General features: G+C 58.5%; 17 protein-coding genes. 10 read left to right on the top strand and 7 right to left on the bottom strand.

Features of this window, described 5'->3' with window-relative positions; translation table 11 throughout:
- Positions 1 to 5 precede the first annotated feature (5 nt).
- Positions 6 to 995 carry an ABC transporter ATP-binding protein gene (locus tag BQ8011_RS02110; RefSeq protein ID WP_072457075.1) on the bottom strand — a complete coding sequence of 330 codons (990 nt, stop codon included), beginning with the start codon at positions 993 to 995 and terminating at the stop codon, positions 6 to 8.
- A gap of 106 nt (positions 996 to 1,101) precedes the next feature.
- Here BQ8011_RS02110 and BQ8011_RS02105 point away from each other — a divergent pair, with 106 nt between their 5' ends.
- Positions 1,102 to 1,722, top strand: a complete 621-nt coding sequence (locus tag BQ8011_RS02105) for a GNAT family N-acetyltransferase (protein WP_072457073.1) — start codon at positions 1,102 to 1,104, stop codon at positions 1,720 to 1,722.
- 158 nt (positions 1,723 to 1,880) lie between these two features.
- Here the strand turns inward: BQ8011_RS02105 and BQ8011_RS02100 are convergent, their stop codons facing one another.
- Positions 1,881 to 2,375 (bottom strand): GNAT family N-acetyltransferase, encoded by a 495-nt coding sequence (locus BQ8011_RS02100; protein WP_072457832.1) that lies wholly within the window; start codon positions 2,373 to 2,375, stop codon positions 1,881 to 1,883.
- 76 nt (positions 2,376 to 2,451) lie between these two features.
- On the opposite strand from BQ8011_RS02100, the gene rarD reads away from it, so the two are divergent.
- The gene (gene rarD / locus BQ8011_RS02095; RefSeq protein ID WP_072457071.1) at positions 2,452 to 3,393 is read left to right on the top strand and encodes an EamA family transporter RarD; all 942 of its coding nucleotides are present in this window, start codon (positions 2,452 to 2,454) and stop codon (positions 3,391 to 3,393) included.
- Here rarD and BQ8011_RS02090 read toward each other — a convergent pair.
- Both BQ8011_RS02090 and dnaB read right to left on the bottom strand, forming a co-directional pair.
- Positions 3,368 to 3,946 carry a variant leucine-rich repeat-containing protein gene (locus tag BQ8011_RS02090; protein ID WP_072457069.1) on the bottom strand — a complete coding sequence of 193 codons (579 nt, stop codon included), beginning with the start codon at positions 3,944 to 3,946 and terminating at the stop codon, positions 3,368 to 3,370. The genes rarD and BQ8011_RS02090 overlap by 26 nt on opposite strands.
- A complete protein-coding gene (gene dnaB / locus BQ8011_RS02085) occupies positions 3,946 to 5,289 on the bottom strand; it encodes a replicative DNA helicase (protein WP_072457067.1) in 1,344 nt (447 codons plus the stop codon). Before dnaB ends, BQ8011_RS02090 begins: the two co-directional genes overlap by 1 nt.
- A 452-nt stretch (positions 5,290 to 5,741) precedes the next feature.
- Between dnaB and BQ8011_RS02080 the strand changes: the two genes are divergently transcribed.
- From BQ8011_RS02080 to rplI, 5 genes are all read left to right on the top strand, one after another.
- On the top strand, positions 5,742 to 7,187 hold the full coding sequence (locus tag BQ8011_RS02080) for an MATE family efflux transporter (RefSeq protein WP_234952136.1): 1,446 nt from the start codon (positions 5,742 to 5,744) through the stop codon (positions 7,185 to 7,187).
- A gap of 199 nt (positions 7,188 to 7,386) precedes the next feature.
- Positions 7,387 to 7,677 (top strand): 30S ribosomal protein S6, encoded by a 291-nt coding sequence (gene rpsF / locus BQ8011_RS02075; protein WP_026066645.1) that lies wholly within the window; start codon positions 7,387 to 7,389, stop codon positions 7,675 to 7,677.
- A 49-nt stretch (positions 7,678 to 7,726) separates the two neighbouring features.
- Entirely contained in the window at positions 7,727 to 8,290 is a 564-nt protein-coding gene (locus tag BQ8011_RS02070) for a single-stranded DNA-binding protein (RefSeq protein ID WP_072457063.1), read from the top strand.
- Positions 8,291 to 8,379: 89 nt separating this feature from the next.
- Entirely contained in the window at positions 8,380 to 8,622 is a 243-nt protein-coding gene (gene rpsR, locus BQ8011_RS02065; protein ID WP_034500985.1) for a 30S ribosomal protein S18, read from the top strand.
- A gap of 21 nt (positions 8,623 to 8,643) precedes the next feature.
- The gene (rplI, locus tag BQ8011_RS02060; RefSeq protein WP_072457061.1) at positions 8,644 to 9,102 is read left to right on the top strand and encodes a 50S ribosomal protein L9; all 459 of its coding nucleotides are present in this window, start codon (positions 8,644 to 8,646) and stop codon (positions 9,100 to 9,102) included.
- A 149-nt stretch (positions 9,103 to 9,251) separates the two neighbouring features.
- On the opposite strand, the gene BQ8011_RS02055 is transcribed toward rplI, so the two are convergent.
- From BQ8011_RS02055 to BQ8011_RS02045, 3 genes are all read right to left on the bottom strand, one after another.
- Entirely contained in the window at positions 9,252 to 11,213 is a 1,962-nt protein-coding gene (locus BQ8011_RS02055; protein WP_077209662.1) for a transglycosylase domain-containing protein, read from the bottom strand.
- Positions 11,214 to 11,475: 262 nt separating this feature from the next.
- Complete coding sequence (locus BQ8011_RS02050) at positions 11,476 to 13,881, bottom strand: transglycosylase domain-containing protein (RefSeq protein ID WP_072457059.1); 2,406 nt, start codon at positions 13,879 to 13,881, stop codon at positions 11,476 to 11,478.
- Positions 13,882 to 13,965: 84 nt separating this feature from the next.
- Entirely contained in the window at positions 13,966 to 15,480 is a 1,515-nt protein-coding gene (locus BQ8011_RS02045) for a CCA tRNA nucleotidyltransferase (protein ID WP_034501171.1), read from the bottom strand.
- A 269-nt stretch (positions 15,481 to 15,749) separates the two neighbouring features.
- On the opposite strand from BQ8011_RS02045, the gene BQ8011_RS02040 reads away from it, so the two are divergent.
- The 3 genes from BQ8011_RS02040 to murJ all read left to right on the top strand — a co-directional run.
- Positions 15,750 to 16,289 (top strand): NUDIX hydrolase, encoded by a 540-nt coding sequence (locus tag BQ8011_RS02040; protein WP_231945339.1) that lies wholly within the window; start codon positions 15,750 to 15,752, stop codon positions 16,287 to 16,289.
- Positions 16,286 to 18,778 (top strand): DUF6049 family protein, encoded by a 2,493-nt coding sequence (locus BQ8011_RS08950; RefSeq protein ID WP_157885000.1) that lies wholly within the window; start codon positions 16,286 to 16,288, stop codon positions 18,776 to 18,778. Before BQ8011_RS02040 ends, BQ8011_RS08950 begins: the two co-directional genes overlap by 4 nt.
- Positions 18,775 to 21,563, top strand: a 2,789-nt coding sequence (gene murJ / locus BQ8011_RS02030; protein ID WP_077209683.1) for a murein biosynthesis integral membrane protein MurJ, incomplete at its 3' end; no start/stop codon positions are given. The genes BQ8011_RS08950 and murJ, both read left to right, overlap by 4 nt.

The raw sequence follows: 21,563 nt of genomic DNA, 5'->3' as shown, positions 1-21,563 counted from the left end.
CTTCTTTACTGGGTGAGCTCCGAGAAAACGTCCTCGAGGCTGGAGAAGACAACCTCAAACTCGCGTGCATTCTCAAGGCCAATGACAAAGCGCGCTGCCTCATCGGAGAAGGTCGTGCGGAACTCTACGCGCAGCCACTGCTCATCGGTGCCGCCCTCCCTCGCGGAACTTTCGGTATCGGACTGGCGGACCTTGGCCTCGGCAATTTCGCTCAGCTCCCACGTCGTTCCCAATTCTTCGGCGCGAGCAGCCAAGGAGGCGCGGACCTCGCCCAGGCGCGCACGGGGAACAGAGAAGGCAAGGCGCGTTGTCGAGTGGGCGCGGCGGATTTCCTCGGTCGGGGCGTCGGCGGTGATCTCGCCGGCGTTGACGATGATGGTGCGCTCGGCGTAGTCCTGCGCCTCGGCCAGGTAGTGGGTGGCGAAGAGGATCGTCTTGCCTTTCGAGGCCTGGGCGCTCATGAGCTCCCAGAACTCCTTGCGCATGGTGGCGTCCATACCGGCGGTCGGCTCGTCGAGGATGATGAGTTCAGGGTCGGGCAGGAGGGCAAGTGCGAGGCGGACGCGCTGCTGCTCGCCGCCGGAGAGCTTGCGAATCTTGCGCGCGAGGAGGTGTCGGAGGTAGGTCTCGTCAACGATGGGGTCGATGGATTCTTCGCGCTTGTAGACGCGGGCGAAGAGCTTGAGGAGTTCGGCAACGGTGTAGTCATTGGGCAGTGCGCCGGTTTGCAGCACGACTCCCACAAGGCGGCGACGAATCGCTTCCTTGGCGCTCATGCCGAAAACTTCGACCGTGCCGCCATTGGCCTCTTGCAGGCCCAAGATAATGTCGATCGTCGTGCTCTTTCCTGCGCCATTGCGGCCCAAGAATGCGACGATTTCGCCGGAATCGACGCGCATGTTGATTCCTTTGAGGGCCTGAACCTGCCCGTAGGTTTTGACGAGGCCTTCGGCGAAGATCGCCGGTGTGGTTGAGTGATCCGTGTTTGTGTTCATGCCTCTAGTCAACCATCGAGGCGCAAAGGGCAACAGTGGCGTTTGAACGAAGTTTCACATGACACTTGTCATGAGATCTTTATGAGGCTTCTTCTACTATTAAGGGGTGAGTTCTTGCGATTCCCATTTAATTACTCTCCCCGTCCGCCGTTTTTCACACTTCTATCCTCAAGTTCGCGCGCTACTCACCGAGGCTTTCCCCTCTTCTGAACTCGTGCCTGAATGGGTACTCAACACCTTCGCACTGCGTCGTTCCATTGATTTTCTGGCTTACTTTGATCCCGCTCAAAAATCGAGTTTTTGCGGGATTACCCTCACGATTCACTCTGAAGATCTACTCTTTGTCATCTTCCTGGCAACGGACCGTTCCGCACGTTCCAAGGGGTATGGTTCGCGCATCCTGTCCCAACTCAAGGAGCACTACCCCGAACACGCGATTGCGCTGGAAATTGAACCGATGCTTCGCGATGCCGAGAATTTTCACCAGCGCGAGAGGCGACTGGCTTTCTATCAGCGCAATGGCTTCGATGAGACTGGGTTGTTTACGAATTATGAGGACGAGAACTACGAGATCTTGCTCTACCTACCCGCGCTGCTTCCCGACGAAGGTGCAACAGCGCAGCGCTACAAGGATTTAGGCGTATTGTGTGGAGCCCTTGAGGAGCTCCTTTCGTCTTTGACCATGCCGGTCTTCATCCCCACCATCCACGTCGGCATGAGGGAATAGCCGAGGCCGAGGCCGCAGCTATGCGAGAGGGTCTGGTAGGTCGCGGTGGTCGTTGGGAATCAACACCGTCGGGTCAGACACCACCACACCTCCTCGCCGTCGTTGAGGGCAACCTCAGCCTAACGAAGAAAGCTGATTCAGCAAGTAATTACTCGTCACTATTTCGATAGTTGAGAAAACAACCCATCGTAGGCAATTCGCGGGCACTGGCCTCGTACCGAAATCATCCCGCACGGCTCAAAGCCATAAGCCTCCAGCGCTCGGCGCATCGGCGCATTGTCAAGATGCGTATCGCAGCGCAAATACGGGACTTGTCCCGCGCAAAAGTCCATGACCACGCGAGTGACCCCACGGCCTCGGACGCTGGCAAGGCGATGGATCACGCCATACTCATCATCGAAGTGCCACGCACCATCAATCTGGGAATACTCCTCTTCCGGCCCGCGAGCGAAACTAAACACCGCCAAAGGCCCCTGTTCATCACAAACAAGGAAGCACTCGCCTTTTTCAATATCACTGAGTGCATCACTGCGGTTGGGGTAATCGCTGGGCCACTGCGTCGGATTACCGTTCGCCCGCATGAATTCGCGGGCGTGGTCAAAAGCAGACTCGATAAAATCCACATCATTAGTAGTGGCGGGGCGTATGAACATGCCATCAGGGTAGCTCACACACGAATTCCCCCTTCGCCACCGGGCACCCATTCATCCAAACCGTTACGCTGCACCTATGGCCAGCGAACATCCCACACGAAACGAGCACTTCGGAAAATACCTTGCTTTAGGTATCGGCACTCACGTCATGTGGGGATTTTTTCCGCTGTACTTCCACCTTCTTGAACCGGCCGGCTCGCTGGAAATCATCGTTCACCGAGCGCTGTGGGCCTTCATCGCCTGCTTGATTGCACTGGCACTGACTCGCTCCCTGCCCAGAATGTGGCGCGTGATCCGAACCCCCGCGCTCATGGCGCCACTTGCCGCTGCAGGTTTCTTGGTTGTCATCAACTGGACCACCTATATTTACGCGATCCTCATCGGCCACACGACCGATGCCGCGCTCGGCTATTACATCAATCCCCTCTTCACGGTCGCCCTGGGGATGGTCGTTCTCCACGAGAGAATCTCGCGCCTTCAAGGCGTTGCTCTTGGCCTAGGCATTCTTGCAGTGATTGTCATCATCGTGGGGCTCGGCCGGCTCCCGTGGATTTCGCTCGCACTTCCCGCATCCTTCGGCCTGTACTCACTGGTGAAAAAGAAGGTCGCACTCAAGGTTGCTCCCCTCGATGGAATGGCCATTGAAACCGCGGTCGTCATCCCGATTTTAGGGATTTATTACGCCTACCTTGTTGCCCACCAATCGACGTCATTCCATACCCTTCAGCGTGCCGGCGATGGTGCGATGTCCTGGCAGCTTCACCTGGCAATGCTCATCGGAGCGGGAATCCTGACCGTCATTCCGCTCATCACATTCGCCAAGGCATCGCAGGGACTCCCACTGGGTCTCTTGGGCTTTCTTCAGTACATTTCCCCCAGCATCCAGCTGGTTATTGGCGTGTGCATCTTCCACGAGTACATGGAGCCGACGCGCTGGATTGCGACCGGAATTGTCTGGGTCGCTCTTGCTCTGCTCAGTGTCGACGGCGTGATCAGAATGCGACGCGCCAGGCAATAACGACGCCCACCGCGACGATAATCGCCACCACGATCCCCGCGATCACGCGGTTTCGCACGCTCTTTTCCCCGCGAGACTTACGCGAGCGCATTCCGTTTGCGAAGGCCTCGAGGTCGCTGAGTGGACCGCTATTCGCCGTTTCCCGCCAGCTCCAATCCACGGCTTCACCTGACGAGGCCGTGGTGGGAATCGGCGTTGGAGCGTACTGCGACGCTGTGGTTTGGGCAGGTTCAGACTGAGGTGGCTGAAGCTGCTGCGGTGCTGTTGGCGCTGCCTGGACGCCGTAATCGATGATCGGTGTCCCCATGGCCGGGGGCATACCCATTTCGGAAGCGCTCGGGCCAATCGGCATGCTCGAGGTGTACTGAATCTGCGGTTCGAGCGTTCCCCCAGAGGAGTCAAGGATCCACTGGCGCAATTGCGGATACAAGCTGGGATTTTTCAGCAGATGCCGACGAAGGTCAGGGCGCTCGGCCGCGAGTTGCGCCATGAGTTCGGGCGGCATCGTGGGGTCTTGAGCTTGGGCGGGGGTGATCGAATTGAGGTCGTACATTAGGCGGGTTCCTCGCGAGAGGTGAAGTTCGCAAAGCGCGCCATGTGTCCTTGGAAGAGGACGCGAATTGTTCCGGTTTCACCGTTACGGTGCTTCGCCAAGATAATGTCGGCTTCGCCCGGACGATCCTCGGGATTGTAGTATTCGGGCCGGTGCAAGAGGATGATGATGTCTGCGTCTTGCTCAAGTGAACCCGATTCACGCAGGTCACTCATCATCGGCTTCTTATCGGTTCGCGCTTCGGGACCGCGGTTCAGCTGCGCGACAGCGATGACCGGGACATCGAGGTCTTTTGCCAATAGCTTGAGGTTTCGCGACAGGACAGAAACTTCCTGCTGACGTGATTCGACCTGCTTGCCCGTTGTCATGAGCTGGAGGTAGTCCACGACGACCAAGCCCAGATTGTGCTGCTGCTTGAGTCGGTAGCATTTCGAGCGAATCTCGGTCATGGTGACATTCGCTGAGTCGTCGACGAAGATCGGGGCTTCAGAGATCTTCCCGGTCGTTTCCGAAACCTTGCGCCAATCGCGTTCGGTCATCTCGCCCTTCATCATCTTGCTCATGAAGACCGAGGACTCGGCGGAGAGCATACGCATGGCGATGTCGTTTTGGGACATTTCCAGCGAGAAGATGACCGATGTGATGTCGTGCTTGATGGAGGCGGAGCGGCAAAAATCAAGTGCCAGCGTGGACTTACCCATCGCAGGACGCGCCGCGACAATAATCATCTGCCCGCCTCGCAGACCACCGGTCATTCGATCAAGGTCGACGAATCCGGTGGGGACGCCGGCGACCTTACCCTGGTTAAGTTCGATCTTTTCGAGCTCGGTGAGGATGTTTTCGGACATATCGGCCATCGACACATAGTCGGTTTGCGCTTGGCGTTCTGCGACGGCGAAGATCTCCGCCTGGGCTTTGTCGACGATTTCATCGACATCGCCGCCAGCGTCCGCGTAACCGAGTTGGACGACTCGCGTGCCCGCAGTGACGAGGCGACGCAAGATCGCGCGCTCTTTCACGATTCGCGCGTAGTAGCCCGCGTTTGCTGCGGTAGGAACCGATGCGATCAGGCTGTGGATGTACGAGGCCCCGCCGACCCTGGACAGATCCCCTTGCCTTTGAAGTTCACCAACGACCGTCACTGCGTCCGCGGGTTCGCCCCGGCCCATGAGGTCGATGATCGTGTTGTGAATGGTTTCGTGGGCAGGCTTGTAGTAGTCACTTCCACGAATCTCTTCGCTGACATCGGTGATTGCTTCTTTGGAGAGCATCATGGAACCCAAGACGGACATCTCTGCGTCGATGTCTTGGGGTGGGGTGCGATCGAAGTCTTCCGATGCCATGTGTGAAGCTCTCCTCAGGCGGATTGTGCGCATGTGGATGGGGGTTAAACGCAAAGCGCGTACACGCGAGCCTACTGCCAAGCGAGCGCCACTGCCACTCTCAAGTTCAACACGAATGTGGACGGATTGTGGATACTCTGTGGATAGCGCCGCGTGTCTTCCACATGCCCTGTGGATGAAGTCTCTTTCACAAGCCTATTCTCAGCTTGCCTTCAGTTTAGGCTTTCCCCGGAAAGCCGCCATTTTCCGAGTATGATCTTTCCACAGATGTGTACACAGTCTGTGGATAAAAAGTGGAGGGACAATCAGTGGATAGCGCCGATCAGCGAAAAGACATGTTTCAATCGCAGATTGAAGGTTTACCGGAGTCACAACTTGCGATCCACAATCAGGCTGCATCAACTGCTAAAGAGTGTCCTGAACAGGTTTTATCCACAGATAAATCCACTTCCGTGGATAAACCAGCACTCACTGACACATCCGAGGATATTTCCAGAACTTCCCCAGCTAAGCGCGATGAATCCGCACAAACTCACAGCAAACAGCCCAGCCTGACACGCCAAATCCTCTCCCTCGCGATCCCGACCCTGGGCGCAACAATTGCGCAGCCACTTTTCCTCACGATCGACTCCGCAATGGTTGGCCACCTCGGCGCCGAAAAAATCGCCGGCATGTCACTTGCCATGATCGTGATCAATACGGTCTACGGCATGTCGATCTTCTTGGCCTACTCGACCACCGCCGAAACCGCTCAAGCAATGGGAGCCGGAAACGAGCGCCGCGCACGCGAGCTCGGCGTCCACGCCATGTGGTTGGCCGCCATCATCGGCATCACACTCGCAGGGGTTCTCGCACTTATCGGCACTCCCCTTTTGCGAGCACTCGGAGCAGCCGAGGAAATCATGCCCTATGCCTCGTCATTCCTGCACGCATCACTGCCAGGGCTTGCGGCATCGCTGATCACCATGGCCGCCACCGGAGTTTTGCGCGGAATGAAGGACACCACTACCCCACTCATCGCCGCAGGAGTCGGTGCCCTCCTCAACGTCGGCCTCAATGCATTCCTCATCTATGGGATCAATCTGGGAATCGTCGGCAGCGGAATTGGAACCTCGATCGTTTCAACCATCATGGCCATCAGCTTGGTCGCAATCCTCGCCCGCCCCGCACGAGCCGCGGGTGTCTCTTTGCGTCCGTCACTGACGGGAATTCGCCAATCCGCGCGCGTCGGTGGTCCTCTCCTGGCACGCTCGGTCGCAATTCGCCTGGCCTTCCTCACCTCGATCTGGAGCGCGACGACGATCAGCGTCAACGGCCTCGCGGCCTACCAAGTCGTCATGTCCGCCTGGCAAATCCCGCTCTTCCTTCTCGATTCCCTTGCTATCGCCTCGCAAACTCTGGTCGGATTCGCCATCGGTTCGGGGGATCGCTCGCAACTGCGCACCCTGCTCCGCACCCTCTCGTGGTGGGGAATCGGAGCGGGTGTCATCATCGGCGCGCTCACAGCTTCCCTTTCCCCGTGGATCCCTTCCTTCTTCGTTTCCGAGGCCGTCGTCCGTCACATGGCGATCCCCGCGGTCATCGTCAATGCGGTCTTCTTCCCCGCACAATCACACGCATTCCTGCTCGACGGTGTCTTGATCGGTGCGGGGCGCGGAGCTTCCTTGGCAAAGGCAGCATTCCTCAACCTCGCGATCCTGCTTCCCGCGCTGTGGGGATTTACGCTTCTTCGGCCCTACCTGAGTGAGACCGCGGCGGTAGCGGTACTCATTGGTTTGGTAACCGGCTTGTACATGGTGACTCGAGCGATCACGAACTCGTGGATCACGTGGTTTTCGCCGCGAAATGTGCTTATTCCACGGAATGATTCACTCGCTCCATCGCAGGCCGCAGTGTGATTCACCGCTCGTGACAGGAAGCTGAAAAAACGCTAGACTTGGACGCTGGACTGTTTCCACCCACCCGGGATGGAACTCAGTCTCGCGGACACCCATGTGTCCGTGTGCAAAAGCCGGTGGAACTCCGGTGATTGCAACGCATGACCCTCCTGTCACGGAAATACCGTGACCGCGAAGACCACAGGAGGTGGGTATCAACGTGCGTGAATACGAACTGATGGTGATCCTCGATCCTTCGATCGACGAGCGCACCGTCGCCCCGCAGATGGAGAAGTACCTCGAGCAGGTCACCGCTAACGGCGGCTCCGTCGAAAAGGTCGACATCTGGGGCAAGCGTCGTCTTGCCTACGACATTCTCAAGCGTTCCGAGGGTATCTACGTTGTCATCAACATGACGACCACCCCCGAAATTGCGCTGGAAATCAACCGCTTGATGACTCTGAACGAGTCCATCCTGCGCACGAAGCTCCTGCGTCCGGACGCCCACTGACCTTCGCTCACCTGAGCAATCACCTCACACAGCCCACCAAGGAGATCCAATGGCTGGAGAAACCGTCATCACGATCATTGGCAATTTGACCAATGATCCGGAACTGCGTTGGACGCAGAGCGGAGCACCCGTCGCCGACTTCACGGTGGCATCCACCCCGCGTTCCTTCGACCGCCAAAGCGGCGAATGGAAGGACGGGGAAACCCTGTTCATGCGCTGCTCCGTCTGGCGCGAAATGGCTGAAAATGTCGGCGAATCCCTGCGAAAGGGAATGCGCGTCATTGTCACCGGTCGCCTCGTGCAGCGCTCTTTCGAAACCCGTGAGGGCGAACGCCGTACCGTCGTCGAACTTCAGGTCGAAGAAGTCGGCCCCTCACTGCGTCGCGCAAAAGCACAGGTCACCCGCACGGGCGGCCAGGCCTCGGCAGGTGCACCCCAGGGAGGCTACTCCCAGGGCGGCGGATACGGACAGCAGCAGGGCTACGGAAACCAAGGTGGTTACTCGCAGAGCCAGGCCAGCTACGGCGCACCTGCCGGCGGTTCCCAAGACGATCCATGGCGCACATCCGATTCCGGTGCTGCGACCTCTTTCGCCGAGGACCCGCCCTTCTAAATAGCACCGCGCGCCAAGTAACCGGCGCACACACGTGCTGAACACATGCTTGGGAGCGTTCACTCGCTCAGATCATCAAGGAGAACATCATGGCGAAGCCTCAACTTCGCAATAAGCCCATCAAGAAGAAGGCCAACCCGCTGAAGTCGGCCAAGATCGAATCGATCGACTACAAGGACACCGCTCTGCTGCGTAAGTTCATCTCGGACCGCGGCAAGATCCGCGCTCGCCGCGTCACCGGTGTCTCCGTCCAGGAGCAGCGTCGCATTGCTCGCGCCGTCAAGAACGCACGCGAAATGGCTCTGCTGCCCTACACCTCTACCGGCCGCTGATTCGAAGGGAAGGACTGAAAAATGGCTACTACCAAGCTCATCCTCACCCACGATGTGGATCGTCTCGGATCCGCCGGCGATGTCGTCGAGGTCAAGGCTGGATACGCTCGTAACTACCTGATCCCCCGTGGCTTCGCCACCAAGTGGACCAAGGGTGCACAGGTTCAGATCGATCAGATGGCTGCTGCTCGCCGCCGTCGTGAGATCGCCTCCATCGACGATGCTCGCATCGTGCGCGATGCCCTGCAGGCCGCGGTTGTGACCGTGAACAGCAAGGTTGGCGCACATGGACGCCTCTTCGGTTCCGTCTCCGCTTCTCAGATTGCAGAAGCAGTGAAGGAACAGCTGGGCCAGACCATCGATCGTCGTCGCGTGATCATCGCTGACCCGATCAAGACCACCGGTGACCACACCGTGACGGTCAACCTTCACTCCGAAGTCACCGCGAACCTCAAGGTCCGCGTGCTGGCTGTCAAGTGAGCGTCTGACAAGACCATAAAGAGGGCCGGGGCACTCCCTTTCGGGAGGCCCCGGCCTTTTTGTCTTTCTTTTGGTGTCAGGCAGCTGCCTGAGCAGCGCTCCATTCGACGCTCGAAGACGTGTCCGCGCCGATGGAACCCCCGCGGAAGCTACCTGCCTTCTGCCCGACTCGGACCGCCACCCTCGGAGCCGGCAGCACCCGTATTTTGAGCGGTCGGAGTCTGGGTCGGCTGTACCTCAGATCCCTGCGTCGGCTCACTCGCCTCGGGGGTCGGGGTCGGCGTCTCTTCAGTAGGCGTAGGTGTTGTCGATACCTGAGGCGCGGGAACCACAGGTGTCGCTGACTGACGGGTATACCAATCGAAGTGGAGCTTCGTCTGGTTCGCGGTCGCCTGCTTCATGTAGCGCATCCACACGGTCACCGGCCAGTCACCACCGTGGAATTGGCCAAGCCCACCGATATTCGTCAAAGAAACGGGACTTCCGTTTTCGTCGAGCTGGTACATGCTCACTGCAGTGACCAGTTCAGGCGTAAAACCAACGAACTGCGCGGTCTTTTGGTCTTCGGAGGTACCGGTCTTACCGCCCGTGTCCTGCTTGAGTGCGGCCGCGGCCTCGGCAGTACCACCCGAAGCGGTCACTGCTTCAAGCGCAGGAAGGACGGTCGACATGGTCTTCGTATCGAAGATCTGCTCCGGGTCAACGTTTGTCTTGAAGACCTTGGAGCCATCGGAGTTTTGAACCTCGCGGACAATGTGCGGAGTGGTTCGCTTTCCGCCCGAAGCAATCGTCGAATAGGCGTGCGCAAGGTCAATGTTGTGGGGAGCCGCAAAGCCCAAGACGTTGAGCAGCGAATCATCCAAACCGTTCGTGTCCTCGGGGATTCCCAAGTCGATCGCGACCTTCTTCGTGGTTGCGGGGCCAACTTCCTGGTTGAGTCCAACGAAAACGGTGTTGATCGAGTTCTTCGTTGCGTTCACCAGGTTCTGACGGCCCCAAGACACACCATAATCGTTGCTCACCGCACGCGACATTCCACTGAAGGTCTTGGGCGAAGAGCCATCGTAAACGTCGTAGATCGAGCCCCCCTGCTCGACGTGAGCAACCAGGGCGAAAGGCTTGAAGGTTGAGCCGGCAGCCATGATGTCTTGCGTTGCCGCATTTTGCTGGCGCGTGAGGTAATCCTTGCCGCCGTACTCCGCGACGATTTCGCCGGTAGCGGGATCCAATGACGTCAAAGCCACGTGCATGGAATCTTCATTCCATCCGCGCACCGTGTACATGTACTCTGCAGCGGCAACGGCCTGATCCTGCTTGTCCTTATCAATCGTGGAAATAATGCGGTATCCGCCGGTCGCCAGCTGGTCTGCCGTGAAGCCTTCTGCCGCGAGTTCAGTCCGGACCTGCTCCATGAGATAGCCGGTCGGGCCTTCCATCGTCGGACCACCCAAGGTATCGGGATCGATGGTCTTTGGGAACTCGGCGGCGTTAGCGTCTGCCTGCGAAATCCAACCGTCCTCAACCATCAGGTTGATGACGCGCTGCCAACGCGAGCGTGCTTTCTCTTCATCGACTGCCGGATCCCACGCGGAAGGAGCGGGGATGATCCCAGCGATCATTGCGGCCTCGGAAAGGGTGAGATCCTTTGCTTCGTGGCCGAAGTACGCCTGAGATGCGGCTTCGATCCCGTAGGCACCGCGACCAAAGTAAATGGTGTTGAGGTAGTTGCCAATGATCTCGTCCTTGGTCTGCTCTCGATTGATCTTGAGAGCAAGGATCGCTTCCTTGGCTTTACCCACATAACCGGTCGTTTCGCCGACGTAGTAGCGCTCAACATACTGCTGGGTCAGGGTCGAAGCACCCTGGCGCGCCCCGCCCCTAATATTGTTGACCAGCGCGCGACCGATGCCTTTGAGATCAACACCCGAATTCGTGTAGAAGGTGCGATCCTCCGAGGCAACCACGGCGTGTGAGACATAGTCAGGCAGGGTACTGGAATCGATGATCTTCCTATTCACCTGCGACATCCGGCCCATTTCGGTGGTGCCATCGGCGTAGTAGACGGTCGTCGTCTGCGCAAGAGCAACCTGATCCGCCTGCGGAATCTTCAACGAGGCATAGGCAATGAGGAAGGTACCAAATCCGGCAATAATGAGGCCGAGGAAGGTGTAGAAGGCTCCTCGTGCAATCCGTGCTGCGANTCCGCGTGCTGGCTGTCAAGTGAGCGTCTGACAAGACCATAAAGAGGGCCGGGGCACTCCCTTTCGGGAGGCCCCGGCCTTTTTGTCTTTCTTTTGGTGTCAGGCAGCTGCCTGAGCAGCGCTCCATTCGACGCTCGAAGACGTGTCCGCGCCGATGGAACCCCCGCGGAAGCTACCTGCCTTCTGCCCGACTCGGACCGCCACCCTCGGAGCCGGCAGCACCCGTATTTTGAGCGGTCGGAGTCTGGGTCGGCTGTACCTCAGATCCCTGCGTCGGCTCACTCGCCTCGGGGGTCGGGGTCGGCGTCTCTTCAGTAGGCGTAGGTGTTGTCGATACCTGAGGCGCGGGAACCACAGGTGTCGCTGACTGACGGGTATACCAATCGAAGTGGAGCTTCGTCTGGTTCGCGGTCGCCTGCTTCATGTAGCGCATCCACACGGTCACCGGCCAGTCACCACCGTGGAATTGGCCAAGCCCACCGATATTCGTCAAAGAAACGGGACTTCCGTTTTCGTCGAGCTGGTACATGCTCACTGCAGTGACCAGTTCAGGCGTAAAACCAACGAACTGCGCGGTCTTTTGGTCTTCGGAGGTACCGGTCTTACCGCCCGTGTCCTGCTTGAGTGCGGCCGCGGCCTCGGCAGTACCACCCGAAGCGGTCACTGCTTCAAGCGCAGGAAGGACGGTCGACATGGTCTTCGTATCGAAGATCTGCTCCGGGTCAACGTTTGTCTTGAAGACCTTGGAGCCATCGGAGTTTTGAACCTCGCGGACAATGTGCGGAGTGGTTCGCTTTCCGCCCGAAGCAATCGTCGAATAGGCGTGCGCAAGGTCAATGTTGTGGGGAGCCGCAAAGCCCAAGACGTTGAGCAGCGAATCATCCAAACCGTTCGTGTCCTCGGGGATTCCCAAGTCGATCGCGACCTTCTTCGTGGTTGCGGGGCCAACTTCCTGGTTGAGTCCAACGAAAACGGTGTTGATCGAGTTCTTCGTTGCGTTCACCAGGTTCTGACGGCCCCAAGACACACCATAATCGTTGCTCACCGCACGCGACATTCCACTGAAGGTCTTGGGCGAAGAGCCATCGTAAACGTCGTAGATCGAGCCCCCCTGCTCGACGTGAGCAACCAGGGCGAAAGGCTTGAAGGTTGAGCCGGCAGCCATGATGTCTTGCGTTGCCGCATTTTGCTGGCGCGTGAGGTAATCCTTGCCGCCGTACTCCGCGACGATTTCGCCGGTAGCGGGATCCAATGACGTCAAAGCCACGTGCATGGAATCTTCATTCCATCCGCGCACCGTGTACATGTACTCTGCAGCGGCAACGGCCTGATCCTGCTTGTCCTTATCAATCGTGGAAATAATGCGGTATCCGCCGGTCGCCAGCTGGTCTGCCGTGAAGCCTTCTGCCGCGAGTTCAGTCCGGACCTGCTCCATGAGATAGCCGGTCGGGCCTTCCATCGTCGGACCACCCAAGGTATCGGGATCGATGGTCTTTGGGAACTCGGCGGCGTTAGCGTCTGCCTGCGAAATCCAACCGTCCTCAACCATCAGGTTGATGACGCGCTGCCAACGCGAGCGTGCTTTCTCTTCATCGACTGCCGGATCCCACGCGGAAGGAGCGGGGATGATCCCAGCGATCATTGCGGCCTCGGAAAGGGTGAGATCCTTTGCTTCGTGGCCGAAGTACGCCTGAGATGCGGCTTCGATCCCGTAGGCACCGCGACCAAAGTAAATGGTGTTGAGGTAGTTGCCAATGATCTCGTCCTTGGTCTGCTCTCGATTGATCTTGAGAGCAAGGATCGCTTCCTTGGCTTTACCCACATAACCGGTCGTTTCGCCGACGTAGTAGCGCTCAACATACTGCTGGGTCAGGGTCGAAGCACCCTGGCGCGCCCCGCCCCTAATATTGTTGACCAGCGCGCGACCGATGCCTTTGAGATCAACACCCGAATTCGTGTAGAAGGTGCGATCCTCCGAGGCAACCACGGCGTGTGAGACATAGTCAGGCAGGGTACTGGAATCGATGATCTTCCTATTCACCTGCGACATCCGGCCCATTTCGGTGGTGCCATCGGCGTAGTAGACGGTCGTCGTCTGCGCAAGAGCAACCTGATCCGCCTGCGGAATCTTCAACGAGGCATAGGCAATGAGGAAGGTACCAAATCCGGCAATAATGAGGCCGAGGAAGGTGTAGAAGGCTCCTCGTGCAATCCGTGCTGCGAGGCTACGCTTCTTTTTCCCCTTGGCCGGACCCTTCTTCTTTCCGCCGCCCTTGCCGGACGCTGCCGTGCGCGAGCTTGCCGGACGCGTCGACCCCGTGCGCGAGGTACTCCCCGACGAGGCCGCGCGAGTGCTTGCGCGCCGACTTCCGCTTGAGCTGGCTGCTGCCCCACTCGAGGAGCCGCGAGAAACTCGCGCAACCGCTGAAGTGCGCTTAGGTGCAGAAGAAGCAGGTGTCTGGGGGATGGTTCCCTCGCCTTCACGACGGGCCTGCTGCGCAAGTCGACGTCGAGTCGCCTCGGCTCGCGAGGGAAGGGCGCGACGTCCCTGATCGTCGTTTGCTTGTGAAGGTGCCACGAAATCCAGCCTTTCAGCATAGGTTCATCGTGACTAGCCTACGCAGAAAGGCAGGCAATTGCCTAAAGGTAGCTCCGGATCGGCTTAGTTTTCGCTGGCAGCGCGACGTTTACGAGCCCTCTTCTGCGCGGACATTTCTTCCCAGCGAGCCTGCTGAGCCTGATACTCTTCGGCAACTTCTCGCACCTCATCGGATGCCCACCACGCAAGCAGGGCCTCGCGCGCGGCCTCTTCACCCATGGGCCCGTTTTCCATACGCAGGTCAAGGAGGTAGTCACGCGCCATCTTCACGGCCTTTGAGGGGCGGATCCCCAGAATCTCCATGATCTGATCCCCGTCAAGATCGGGGCGGATCGCGTCGAGTTCTTCTTGCGCGCGCAACGCGGCAATACGCTCTTCCAGATCGTCATAGGCGGCAGACAAGAATGCGGCCTTACGCTTGTTGCGAGTCGTGCAGTCTGCTCGGGTCAATCGGTGAAGGCGCTCGAGAAGTTCTCCCGCGTCCGCCACGTAGCGACGAACCGCCGAATCGCTCCACTTCGCATCGCCATAACCGTGAAAACGCAAGTGAAGAGCAACCAAGTCAGACACGGCGTCCGTCGTAGCCTTGTCGAAACGCAGGGCCTTCATGCGCTTGCGCGTCATCTTTGCACCCACCAATTCATGATGGTGGAAAGAGACCGTGCCATTGGATTCGAAGCAGCGCGTAGCCGGCTTACCGACGTCGTGCATGAGGGCAGCAAAACGCAAGATAAAGTCCGGCTCGGGAACCGGGCCATCCGCGTCGGTCTCCAGGTCGATCGCCTGATCCAAGACGGTGAGCGTGTGCTGATAGACGTCCTTGTGCCTATTGTGCTCATCAACTGTTGACACGAGGGCTGACAATTCAGGAAGGACAATGTCAGCAACGCCCGTGTGGACCATGAGCTCAAGGCCTCGCCTGGGCCACGGGGAAATAATCAGTCGCTCGAGTTCAGCGCGAATACGCTCTGCCGAAACAATCTCCAAGCGCCCCGCCATAGATTCCATAGCGTCCATGACGTCCTCATCCACGTCAATGCCAAGCTGGGCGCTAAAGCGTGCGGCTCGCATGATGCGCAGCGGGTCATCATCAAAGGATTGCAGTGCGCTAACCGGGGTGCGAAGACGACCAACGGCCAGATCAGAGAGGCCGTCATGGGGGTCGACGAGCGCCAATTGCGGCAGGCGCATCGCCATAGCGTTGACGGTGAAGTCGCGGCGAGTGAGGTCACCTTCCAAAGTGTCGCCGTATTCGACCTCGGGCTTTCGCGACCCCACTTCATAGGAATCAGTGCGATAGGTCGTCACCTCGACGACAAAGTTCCCGCGCCTGCCACCGATGGTGCCGAACTCGCGGCCGATGTCCCAGGTTGAGTTTCCCCACTGAGCAAGAAGCTCTTCGGTTTTCTCTGGGCGAGCAGAGGTCGTGCAGTCAAAATCGTGAGGGGTCAGCCCCAAGAATGCATCGCGAACCGGTCCTCCGACCAAGCTGATTTCCTCACCGGCCTGGGTGAAGATCTCACCCAGTTCGAGGATTTCCTTGGGAATACGGGAGAAAGCCTCTTTCGCCTGGGCCATGAGTAGGCCCAAATCACCCTCGCCTAAACCAGAGGGGCGGGGTGCGTGAGAGCGGGCTTGACCCATTGTTCGCGACAGTTGTGTACTCATCCCCTCCAGCATGCCATGTTTTGGGCTTCTTTGGCTTGCTCGCATCACGGCTTCATTCATGGTTGACACGGGAATAAGGTCACTCGCAGCCATAGCACAGGCTGTAAAAAGTGCGGTAATTCCCACTCGACCGATGGTGCGACCTGACCCGGAGGGGTAATCCCGCTTAAAGTGGAACTATGACTGTACCTTCTGAAGCGTTACGACCCGGAGTGCCTCAGCCTCCGCGTCGTCATCCTTCGTTGCGTGCAGCGAATTCGGCCCCTCATTTCCTTCCCGTTTCCTCTGAGACTTCTGCCGGGGGCATCGTTGTCGATGTTCGCAATGGCCAGCCCTACGCAGCGATCATCGCCAGACGGAATCGCTCGGGGAAGATTGAGTGGTGCCTCCCGAAGGGGCATCTTGAAGGCTTGGAGTCTCCCGAAGAAGCCGCTCTTCGCGAAGTCGCTGAAGAAACTGGTATTCACGGGCGCATCATTCGCCACCTCGCCTCGATCGATTATTGGTTTTCCGGCGTAGATCGGCGGATCCACAAGGTTGTCCACCACTACCTGATGGGTTACATTTCCGGGTCCATCACCGTTGAGGGGGATCCGGATCACGAGGCCGAGGACGCCGCCTGGGTCCCCTTGCGTGAGCTCTCGCATGACTTGGCTTACCCCAACGAGAGGCGCATTGTCGGGATCGCTTTGGACTTGCTTTACCGGGATGCATCATGACGCGAATGCGAGCCACTCGAATTGCACTGACTCTTGTGCCCCTCGGCGCCCTGCTTCTTTCACTTCAACCCGCGAGCGCGGCCACCCTTGCCTCGCTTCCCACCGGAGGCACTCACGAGGCCTCGGCAGCGTCAGCCTTACCCGCCGCTCTTGCACCCCAGGCCAGCGCGCGACCGGAGGTTTTGGGTGAGGCACCCCAAGCCTTGGGAGTGGACGTTCGGATTAACCGCCTCGAACCGCGAGTGATCACTGCTCAAAACAATGTGCAGGTCTCGGGCGTTGTTCGCAATCTGACAGATAAGCCCATCCAGAATCCGTCTTTGGATGCCTATGTTCAGACTTATTCACCGCTGACCGCTTCGGACCTCTCGGCTTATGTGACGGGGAAGTCCTATCAAGGTCGGCGCGTGCATACGGGAACCTTGGAAGCAACAATCCAGCCCGGCGCCGAACAGCCCTTCCATATGACAATTCCTTTTGAAGACCTCCCCTTCAACTCGGACTTTGAGTGGGGACCGCGAGGTATCACGGTCGTCGTTGAAGGTGATGAAAACCGGGGAAGTGACCGCTCCATCCTGATCTGGGATTCGGCATATTCCCTTGAACATACGCGCGTCAATGTTCTCTTGCCCTGGACATCCTCAACTCCACGCATGACCAGTGATTCCTATTCGATCCTATCTGCGGCATCCATGTCGGGAGTAACTTTCGCGACCGACTCGCAAACTCTGGTCGACGAGCTCACCGTTCCTGAAGATCGCGCAACTTCCAGCGCCTCATCTTCTTCGCCAACGCCTTCTGCTTCTTCTTCCGAGGCCAGTGCTTCCCCTTCCGCTTCCGCAACCAGCGCCTCACCGTCTCCTTCCTCTTCCGCTACCCCGCGTTCCGAGGCCGAGATCACCGCTGATCGCCATACACGCGCTGCTTTCCTCCAGACCTTCTTTGAACGCACCCGTGAGCTCGTGGCTCTGCCCAGTAACGATGCGGACCTGACGCTTGCAACAACTCTCAATAACGACACGATCATGAAGTATCTTGTCGACTCGCGGGCACAGGTTCCTACGACTCTTGCCAAGACGCAGGCTCTCCTTCCCTCGTCCTCCCGTTCCTCGGCAAGCGCCTCGGCTTCTGCCAGCGCGAGCTCCTCTGCCAGCCCAAGTGAGGCCTCGCAAAGCCCAAGTCCCTCACCAAGTGGCGAGGCAAGCCAGACCCAGAGCAGCACTACAGCACCCAAGCTCATCGATAATGTGTCATGGACGACCTCGGGAAGTTGGGGAAAGCAGTCCTTGAACGGGCAACTTGGCTCAACCTTCATTGCTCCACCCGGCGAGCTAGCGCCCGAAAGCGAGCAAAACTTCACCTCCATGGCGAAAGTTGAGCTCTCAGCCGATGGCCAGACCATTACCGATAATGATGATCACTCAGGCGAAAGCTACACGGCTCTCAGTTCCCTCTCGCCCATGACGGACCTGCTCTCGTGGGATGCTCAAAGCCTTGATGATGAACTCGATACCCAGCAGTTCCTCACGGCCATGACCGCGATGATCACCCGCGAGCGCCCGAGCTTGTCGCGGACACTTTTCGTTCCACTTCAACGGTCTTCCTCACTGGACGAGACCCGGCTTGAGCGCGTGCGAGCAATCCTCGATAACCGCTGGGTTGAGGGGATTTCCTTTAGCGACCTGGTGAACTCTGAGGCGACAGACATCGAGCGTACGGCCGTCCAAGATTCGCCTTTTAGCGACTCACTTCGCTCAGAGATGAGCGCGTTGAGCGGCGCCTACGCAGCTACCCTTCCCTTGGCGGGGGCAACGGAAAATGTTGATGCGGCTCGCCTGAGGGTGGATGCAACCGTTTCGAGCGCACTTCGGGCAGACCTTGGGGATCAGCGATCCGAGACGATCGTGAGCAGCATTCAGTCGCTCAATACTTTTAGTTCTTCCGTATCGGTTGAGTCTTCAAACGCGGTCAACCTCATTAATAAGAGCGCTAATTTCCCCGTTCGCGTGCGCAATTCTTTGCCGTGGCCGGTCAATGTCGAGGTCACTTTGCTTCCGGGCGATCCCAGATTGCGTGTCACCAGTACCTCGACGGCCACGATTCCGGCGAATTCTTCCTCAACGGTTGAAGTACCCGTGACCGCCATCGGTTCGGGAGATATACGCGTGACTTACAAGGTATCGACACCCAGTGGAACCATCCTTGATGATTCGCAAAAGGTTCTAGTCCGCATGCGTGCCGGATGGGAAGATGCGGCAACAGTCGTCATGGCGGTTCTTGTCGGGCTTGCCTTCGTTGGCGGAATTATCCGCACGGTTCGGCGTCGCTTCAATGCCTCGACCGCTGAGGAGTCCTCGCACCTGCCCGGCGTTGGTGGCGTTGAAAAAGGGACGGTCAACGTTCCACTGTCCACCGGAGCATTCGTGAAAGCCGGGCGTCCCCCGGCCAAGCCGACTACATCCGACTCACATGAAGAGGATCAGGAATGAGTGAAAGCCAAGCTCGCAACGGTTCGCTTTTACGGGCCAGCGTATTGATGGCCTCGGGAACAATGGTTTCCCGAGTCCTTGGCTTCATCAAGACCGCAATGCTATTGGCGGCGCTGGGTTCGGCCGGCGGTGCGGTCTCGGCTGCATTCCAGACAGCAAACACCCTGCCCAACACGATCTTCAATCTCCTTGCCTCCGGCGTTTTCGACGCTGTTTTGGTTCCGCAGATTGTTCGCGCACTCAAGAGAGATGAGGGCCAGGTTTACATCAACCGCCTCATCACCCTGGCCGGAACGATCCTCTTCGTGGTGGCTTTTGTTTCGACCCTTCTTGCGCCACTTCTCATCATCATCATGGCGCCGGGCTACAGTATGGAGATTCGCTCCCTTGCGGTTTCCTTCGCCTTCTTGTGTTTGCCGCAGATCTTTTTCTACGGGCTGTATAACCTGCTCGGTGAGCTTCTCAATGCCCGTGGAGTTTTCGGCCCCTATATGTGGGCGCCGGTGCTCAATAACGTCATTGCGATCGCAGGTCTGACCGCTTTCTTGGTTCTGTGGGGTTCCCACGAAGACTTCGCCATCACGGACTTCACCTCCCCGCAATTCTGGCTCTTGTCGGTGACAACGACCCTGGGCGTCGTGTGCCAGGCACTTGTTTTGTTTATCCCCATGAGACGAGCGGGAATCTCATTCAAACCTGACTTCCACTTCCGTGGGACTTCTTTCGGTTCGGCCTCGAAGGTTGCAGGCTGGACATTTGCGACCTTGGGCGTGTCCCAGGTCGGTGTTCTCTCAACGAACGCCATCGCCTCGATTGCGGATAACTACCTCAACCAGAATCCCCAGCCCATCGCGGGTCTGGCCGGATATTCGGCTGCATTTTTGATCTTCATGCTCCCGCAGTCGGTCATTACCGTTTCTCTTGCGACCGCAATCTTCACACGATTGAACTACGCGGTCGCCGAAGATAACGACGAGGAAGTTGCCGAGCACTACCACACGGGTATTCGCCTCATTACCTCCCTAACGGTTCTTGCTGCCGCGATCTTCATGGCGGGCGCTGCCCCGATGATGCAGCTGGTCGTCACCAATACGACCCGGCCCGAACTGATCTCTTCCTACGCGCTGATCCTGGTTTCCCTCATGCCCGGCGTGGCCTCGACGGGAATCGTGCTGATGAGCCAGCGCGTCTTCTTCGCTTACGAGGACGCAAAACCCGTGTTCCTCATGGGCATTGTCCCCACGATTTTGCAGATCATCGTTGGGTGGTCGATTTACTTTGCGACGGGCGTGCGCTGGTGGGTGATCGGCGCGGCTCTTGGCGAAACAGTGTGCCGCATCGTTCAGGGTTTGATTGCGATGCGTTGGGTTGGTAATCGCAATCGCTTCGTCAATTCTTCGCTCATTGTGCGCTCCTACCTGACCTACGTCTGCTGCGCGGTTGTGGCTGGAGTCGTCGGTTTTGGCGTGCTGTGGCTCATGGGAATCTACACGACGATTTCTTCGAAACTGGTGCGCTGGCTGGTATCTGGCGTGAAGTTCGGGGTCGTCGCAATCGTTGTCACCGTGATCTACATGCTTGCGATGCGTTTCATCAACCCGCAAGAATCTGCAACCAGTATTCGTCCTCTGCTCACTCGTCTGCGTCTCCCCGCAGCACTGTGTGCGTTCCTTTCGGCCGCGCCGTCGGCGCAACGTCCCGAAAGCATTCATAATAGGCTGGCAGCATCACGCAAGGAGGAAGTCATGTCCGCTGAGGATCACCGCACCCCTGCCGAAGGTATGCCTCGCTGGGTTCCGCTCTCCGTCGACCTCTCCGTGCCTGCTTTCGATGAGATCGTCAATCCCGATGCGCCGCATGAGTCGGCTCCCGCGCCGCAGACTCCCGCGCCGGCAGTTCCTGCCTCGCAGCCCACGCTTCCCCAGGAGAACCACGCTTCCCGAGGCCGCGTCGAGATGAGCCAGGCCAAGCCTGAGCTTCCCATTGTTCCCACCCTCCCAGCTACAGCGCGCGTCTACGACCTCGATGCGACCGCGCCTGCTGGTATTCCCTTGGGTGCTGCAGCTGCCGAGGCCGCGGCGGAAACTTCCGCCGCAAAGTCTCCTTCAACGCCTTCTCCTTCTCGTATCCCCGCACCGCATCCCAAGGGTTTTGCTGAGGGTGCTGTTGTGGGCGGCGCTGCTGCTGCCGAGGGTGTGGCGGCGACGGCTGCTGCGCGCGTCAGTCACGCTGGTGCTTCCTTCGCAGGTAGCGGCCACAGCGGTGGGACCGGTGGCGGAAACGGCGGCGGCCGAGGCGAAGGTGGCCGCGCACAAGGATCACCGGCCTCGGGCGGCGAAAGCGCGGAGCGCGGAATTGATCCCACGCGCCCAACGATTATCTTTGCCGCAGTGCTGACGGTCCTCGCTACCATTTGGGCGGGTGCAACTGTACTCAGCCCGGTCAAGCACTCCGGTGTTGACGACATCGTGAACCAAGCGAAGAGCGCTTCGCCTTCGGCTTCCGCATCGGCTCAGCCTTCCGACAATCCTTCACAGACGACAACTGTGACACCGGTGATCTCCAGTGTGTCTGTGCTGTCGTGGAAGGATGACAAGGGCGACCACGAAGAAATGGCCGTCAATATGATCGATGGAGACGCAAAGACCAGCTGGCACTCGCGCTACTTCGATTACAACCAATTCCTAGACGACACCGCGGTCACCGTGCTCGTGAAGTTCGAGAAGAAGTCAACGGTTTCTGAAATCACCTTGACGATGGATCCCTCGACGAGTGGCGGTGAAGG

This window comes from Actinomyces marseillensis (assembly GCF_900155605.1).
GTDB classification, from domain to species: Bacteria; Actinomycetota; Actinomycetes; order Actinomycetales; family Actinomycetaceae; genus Pauljensenia; species Pauljensenia marseillensis.
Note: the sequence above shows the minus strand (reverse complement) of the source record. Positions and strands in the feature narration are given on the sequence as shown.

Coding starts and splice junctions, on each gene's coding strand:
- BQ8011_RS02110 (WP_072457075.1), bottom strand. CDS start 995: ATGAACACAAACACGGATCACTCAACCACACCGGCGATCTTCGCCGAA.
- BQ8011_RS02100 (WP_072457832.1), bottom strand. CDS start 2,375: ATGTTCATACGCCCCGCCACTACTAATGATGTGGATTTTATCGAGTCT.
- rarD (WP_072457071.1), top strand. CDS start 2,452: ATGGCCAGCGAACATCCCACACGAAACGAGCACTTCGGAAAATACCTT.
- BQ8011_RS02090 (WP_072457069.1), bottom strand. CDS start 3,946: ATGTACGACCTCAATTCGATCACCCCCGCCCAAGCTCAAGACCCCACG.
- dnaB (WP_072457067.1), bottom strand. CDS start 5,289: ATGGCATCGGAAGACTTCGATCGCACCCCACCCCAAGACATCGACGCA.
- BQ8011_RS02070 (WP_072457063.1), top strand. CDS start 7,727: ATGGCTGGAGAAACCGTCATCACGATCATTGGCAATTTGACCAATGAT.
- rpsR (WP_034500985.1), top strand. CDS start 8,380: ATGGCGAAGCCTCAACTTCGCAATAAGCCCATCAAGAAGAAGGCCAAC.
- rplI (WP_072457061.1), top strand. CDS start 8,644: ATGGCTACTACCAAGCTCATCCTCACCCACGATGTGGATCGTCTCGGA.
- BQ8011_RS02045 (WP_034501171.1), bottom strand. CDS start 15,480: ATGGCCCAGGCGAAAGAGGCTTTCTCCCGTATTCCCAAGGAAATCCTC.
- BQ8011_RS02040 (WP_231945339.1), top strand. CDS start 15,750: ATGACTGTACCTTCTGAAGCGTTACGACCCGGAGTGCCTCAGCCTCCG.
- BQ8011_RS08950 (WP_157885000.1), top strand. CDS start 16,286: ATGACGCGAATGCGAGCCACTCGAATTGCACTGACTCTTGTGCCCCTC.